We start from the raw sequence: 5,059 nt of genomic DNA, 5'->3' as shown, positions 1-5,059 counted from the left end.
GTGCAAGGTCTGCAGCGTATCGGGATCGTCCACATCGCCGGTGAAGACCAGGTTGCCGATGCCGGTCGACAGTTCGGGTGCTGTTTCGAACAGTGCCGCGTAGTGACGTTCGACCTGCTGCAGCGAGGCACGGAACGCTTGAGAAAAGGCAGAAGCATCGGCAAAGCCGAGCATGCGTGCGATACGCTCCAAGCCTTCATCATCTTCCGGCAGCGTGTGCGTCTGCTCGTCGGCAACCATCTGCACGGCATGTTCGACGCGTCGCAGGAACCAGTACTGGCGGGCAAGCGCATCGCGCGCCTCGGCGGTGATCCAGCCGCCGGTCGCAAGCTCGCCGAGCATCGGCACGGTCTCGCGGCCACGCAGTTCAGGGAAGCGTCCGCCGGCGATGAGCTGCTGGGTCTGGACGAAGAACTCGATCTCTCGAATGCCGCCGCGGCCAAGCTTGACGTTGTGGCCCTTGACCGCAATCTCGCCATGGCCCTTGTGGGCGTGGATCTGGCGCTTGATCGAATGGACGTCGGCAATCGCCGCGTAGTCCATGTATTTGCGCCAGATATAGGGCTGCAACTCCTTGAGGAAGGCCGCACCCGCGGCCAGATCGCCCGCCACCGGGCGTGCCTTGATCATCGCGGCGCGCTCCCAGTTCTGGCCGCGCGCCTCGTAGTAGCGCAGTGCCGCCTCGACCGGGATCGCCAGCGGTGTCGAACCGGGGTCTGGGCGCAGTCTCAGATCGGTGCGGAAGACATAACCGTGTTCGGTGCGGTCCTGCAGGATGCGCACCAGGCGGCGCGTCAGCCTCGAAAACAACTCGGTGGCGTCGAGCGGATCGACGACGGCGGGCGCTTCCGGATCGAAGAAAACCACCAGATCGATGTCGGAGGAAAAATTCAGCTCATGCGCGCCGAGCTTGCCCATGCCGAGCAGGATCCAGCCCGACTGTTTCGACGGATTGCCGACATCCGGCAGTTTGAGTTTGCCCTCGCTATGCGCGTCGCGCAGCAGGAAGTCGACGGCGGCGCGGGTGCAGGCGTCTGCGAGGTCGCTCAACCGCCGGACCGTCAGCGCCGTTTCGGCCTCGCCGGCAAGATCGGCCAGCGCGATGAGGAAATGCGCCTCCGCCTTCCACTGGCGCAGCTCCATCATCAAGCCGGATTCCGAGACTGCTTCGGCTAGATGCACCTGGTCGATGGCGGCGCCGATCACCTTCAGTCGAGCCTCGATCGTCTGCTCGAACAGCCCGTCCAGGATTTGCGGCCGGCGACGTGCGGTATCGCGCAGGAACGGCGACAGATCGAAGACGGCAGCAAGGAAATCCTGGCCCTCGCCCTTGCCGGCCAGGAACTTGGCCAGCCGCGTCAGTCCTTCTTCGCGCGCCGCGGAAGCGATCTCGGCCAGTTCCAGCCGCGCACGGTCTTCGTCCAGCGGAGCCAGGCTGGTCGCCGGCTTCAGCAGCCAATCTTTCGCCCTCGCAGCCGTGCTCATCAGTGATCCTCCCGTGCTGGGAAACTCATGACCACGGATAATCCGGGATTGCCAGGCAAGAGTTCAAGCCGGCCATTGTGGAACGTCATGACCGCCTTGGCGAGGCTGAGGCCAAGACCGGAACCCGGCTGCGAACGGCTCTTCTCCAGCCGCACGAAACGTTCCGTGGCCCGCGCCCGGTCGCCATCGTCGGGAATGCCGTGTCCATTGTCGGCAACAGACAGGCGAACGTCCGTACCGGCTCGCTCGAGCGTGACGCGCACCGCCGGCTGGGCATTGGCACCGGTCGAATATTTGATGGCGTTGTCGACGATGTTCGACAGCGCCTGACCGATCAGTTCGCGGTTGCCGTTGACGGACACCGCCTCGGGCGCGTCTGCTTCCAGCGACACGCCTGCCTCTTCCGCCACCGGCTCGTAGAGTTCGACGACATCGCGCACGGCCTCCGCCAGATCGACGCGGTTGGTGTTCTCCGAGGAGTAGCCAGCTTCCAGCCGGGAAATCATCAGGATGGCGTTGAAGGTTTTTATCAACTGGTCCGACTCGGCAATGGTGCCTTCCAGTGCCCGCCGGTAGTCGGTGGGCTTTTGCTTGCCCGAAAGCGTCGCTTCGGCCCGGTTGCGGAGCCGGGTCAGCGGCGTCTTCAGATCATGCGCGATGTTGTCGGAAACCTGCTTCAAGCCTTCATTGAGCGTGGCGATCCTGGCCAGCATGGCATTGAGATTTTCGGAGAGCCGGTCGAACTCATCGCCAACCCCCGTCACCGGCAGCCTGCCCGACAGATCCCCGCCCATGATGCGACGGCTGGCTTCCGACACGCTGTCGATGCGCTTCAGCGCGGCGCGACCGACAAAAAACCAGATCAGCAATCCGCCCAGCCCCATCATGCCGAGCGCCAGCATCAGCGCACGGCGGATGACCGCACGAAACCGCTCCGGCTCGCCAAGGTCGCGGCCGACCAGCATGATCATCTGGTTCGGCAGCCGCAGCACCAGCGCAATGGCGTTGTGGCCCTTTTCGCCCTGCGCCTGCGCATCGTTCTGCTCGGATTGGGTGGTGGTGCCCTGCTCGGCGGGAAGGTTGCGCAGGCGCTCGAGCTCTCCCTCGCCAAAACGCTGATAAGAGAACGGACTGCTGGTCCAGCCTTCGGTTTCGAGAACGCCCGGCTCCAGGCTCTGCACATTGCCGGTCAGGATCTGTCCGTTGGCGTCGGCGATCAGATAGAGGTTGGCGCCGGGCTGGCGCGAGCGGGCCTCGACTACACGGACCAACACCGGCAGACCGCCGCGTTGATAGGCGCGAGCCAGACCGAGCACCTCGTCATTGATGGTGTCCTGTGTCTGCCCGGTCAGCATGCGCGCCGACAACGAGGTCATATAGAAGACGAGCGCCACCGCGCAGAGCGCGAAGAGCAGGAGGTAGAGCGCCGAAAGCCGCGCTGCCGTTGTCTTCATGATGGCTGGCACGGAAAGAGCCATGCCGCAGCTAGCCGCTCTTCAGCATATAGCCGGCGCCGCGAACCGTATGCAGGATGGGCTTGTCGAAGCCCTTCTCGATCTTGCCGCGCAGCCGGGAGACATGGACGTCAATGACATTGGTCTGCGGATCGAAATGGTAGTCCCAGACATTTTCCAGCAGCATGGTGCGCGTTACCACCTGGCCGGCATGCCGCATCAGATATTCGAGCAATCGGAATTCACGCGGCTGCAGCGTTATCTCGCGTGACGCACGGCGGACCGAATGCGACAGCCTGTCGAGTTCGAGATCGCCGACGCGGTAGACGGTTTCGGCTTCCTTGGCGCTGGCGCGCCGGTTCAGAACCTCGACGCGGGCGAGAAGCTCGGAGAAGGCATAGGGCTTTGTCAGGTAATCGTCGCCGCCGGCGCGCAGACCCGTGACCCGGTCATCGACCTCGCCGAGCGCCGAGAGGATCAGCACCGGCGTTGTGTTGCCCCTGGACCGGAGACCGGCAATGACCGACAGGCCGTCGCGACGCGGCATCATCCTGTCGATCACCATCACGTCGTAGTCGCCGGCGTCGGCGAGCGCAAAGCCGGTTTCGCCGTCACCGGCGACATGAGCAGTGTGACCGGCCTCGGCAAAGGCTTTCTGCAAGTAGTCCGCAGCCTCGCGATCGTCTTCTATGACGAGAATCTTCATAGGGCTGTTATACGCGATTTCGCCGGAAGGTTGAGTGGCAGACATCTGCATTGTGGCCTTTGCCAAAGCGCACCGCGATCAAGATTGCCCGAAGCCGTGCGAGATAAAGCTGCTCGCTGCCGATGTCATTTTGCGTCGGATCGCGGAAGCGCTTTTGAAAGTGTGCGGCAGCGGACGATGGGAAGCCCGCTGCCGCCGGGGGAAGGCGCGATGACTGACTAACGCGCGCTCCTCCATGCTTTCCCGTACGGCGGCTCGGGGGTGTTGAAACTGCCGCACTGGAAAAGCCCAACCTGCCGCCGAAACGCCCTCACCCACCCTGGAAAGGCCGAGAGAACGCTCCGGGGCTGACCTCAGCCCTTGGCGACGGGCAGCGCGACGAAACGATTGGTGTCGTCGCGGGTGATCTGCATCAGCACTGCCTTGCGGCCGGATTTGACTGCATCGGTCATCGCCTTGGTGACGTCGTCGGTGCCGTTCACTTCGGTCGAATTGACCGATGTGATGACGTCGCCTGGCTGGATACCGCGATCGGCGGCATCGCTGTCGGGATCGACATCGGTCACCACCAGTCCCTTGCCGTTTTCAGACTTGGTAACGGTCAGGCCGAGATCAGCCAGCGTGTCGGGCTTGGCCGGGGCGGCGGGCTGCTGCTGGTCGACAGAGGCCTGCTTGTCGCTCGAGGGCAGTTTGCCGAGATCGACCTTGACCGTCTGGCTCTTGCCGTCGCGCCACACGGTGACGTCGACCGACTTGCCAGGCGAATAGGCGCCGATCAGCCGGGCCAGTTCCTTCGGCGAAGCGACATCTTTTCCGTCGACCTGGGTGATCACGTCACCGGCCGTGATGCCCGCCTTCTTGCCGGGACCATCATCCTGGGCACTGGAAACCAGTGCGCCGTTGTTGGACTTCAGACCAAGCGACTCAGCGATGTCGGAGGTGACCGGCTGGATTTCCACACCGAGCCAGCCGCGCTGCACGGAGCCGCTCTTCATCAGGTCCTGAACGACCTGCTTGGCGGTCGAAGCGGGAATGTCGAAGGCGATGCCGACGCTGCCGCCGGATGGCGAGAAGATCGCGGTGTTGATGCCGACGACCTGGCCGTTGAGGTTGAAGGTCGGACCGCCAGAATTGCCGCGGTTGACCGATGCGTCGATCTGGATGAAGTCGTCATAAGGGCCAGCGCCGATGTCACGGCCGCGGGCGGAGACGATGCCGGCGGTGACGGTTCCACCAAGGCCGAACGGATTGCCGACGGCCACCACCCAGTCGCCGACGCGAACCTTGGAGTCATCGGCGAAGTCGACATAGGTAAACTTGCCGACGCCGTCGACCTTGAGCACGGCGAGATCGGTGCGCGGGTCGGTGCCGACCAGCTTGGCGTCGAGTTCCTTGCCGTCATGCATCACCACGG

Annotated in this window: 4 protein-coding genes; all 4 read right to left on the bottom strand. The window is 63.8% G+C overall.

What is annotated here, in order from left to right:
* Positions 1–1,485: bifunctional [glutamine synthetase] adenylyltransferase/[glutamine synthetase]-adenylyl-L-tyrosine phosphorylase (locus EN939_RS20385; protein WP_127269423.1), on the bottom strand; the 1,485-nt coding region annotated here is incomplete at its 3' end.
* The gene (locus tag EN939_RS20380) at positions 1,485–2,963 is read right to left on the bottom strand and encodes a sensor histidine kinase (RefSeq protein WP_127269422.1); all 1,479 of its coding nucleotides are present in this window, start codon (positions 2,961–2,963) and stop codon (positions 1,485–1,487) included. The genes EN939_RS20380 and EN939_RS20385, both read right to left, overlap by 1 nt.
* 7 nt (positions 2,964–2,970) lie before the next feature.
* Positions 2,971–3,645, bottom strand: coding sequence for a response regulator transcription factor (locus tag EN939_RS20375; RefSeq protein ID WP_023812818.1), 675 nt, complete (start codon positions 3,643–3,645; stop codon positions 2,971–2,973).
* Positions 3,646–3,998: 353 nt separating this feature from the next.
* On the bottom strand, positions 3,999–5,059 hold a 1,061-nt coding region (locus tag EN939_RS20370), incomplete at its 5' end, for a PDZ domain-containing protein (RefSeq protein WP_127269421.1).

The sequence above is a fragment of the Mesorhizobium sp. M7A.F.Ca.CA.002.05.1.1 genome, assembly GCF_003998335.1.
GTDB lineage: Bacteria > Pseudomonadota > Alphaproteobacteria > Rhizobiales > Rhizobiaceae > Mesorhizobium.
The sequence above is the reverse complement of the archived record's forward strand: the minus strand, read 5'-3'. Positions and strand labels throughout refer to the sequence as shown.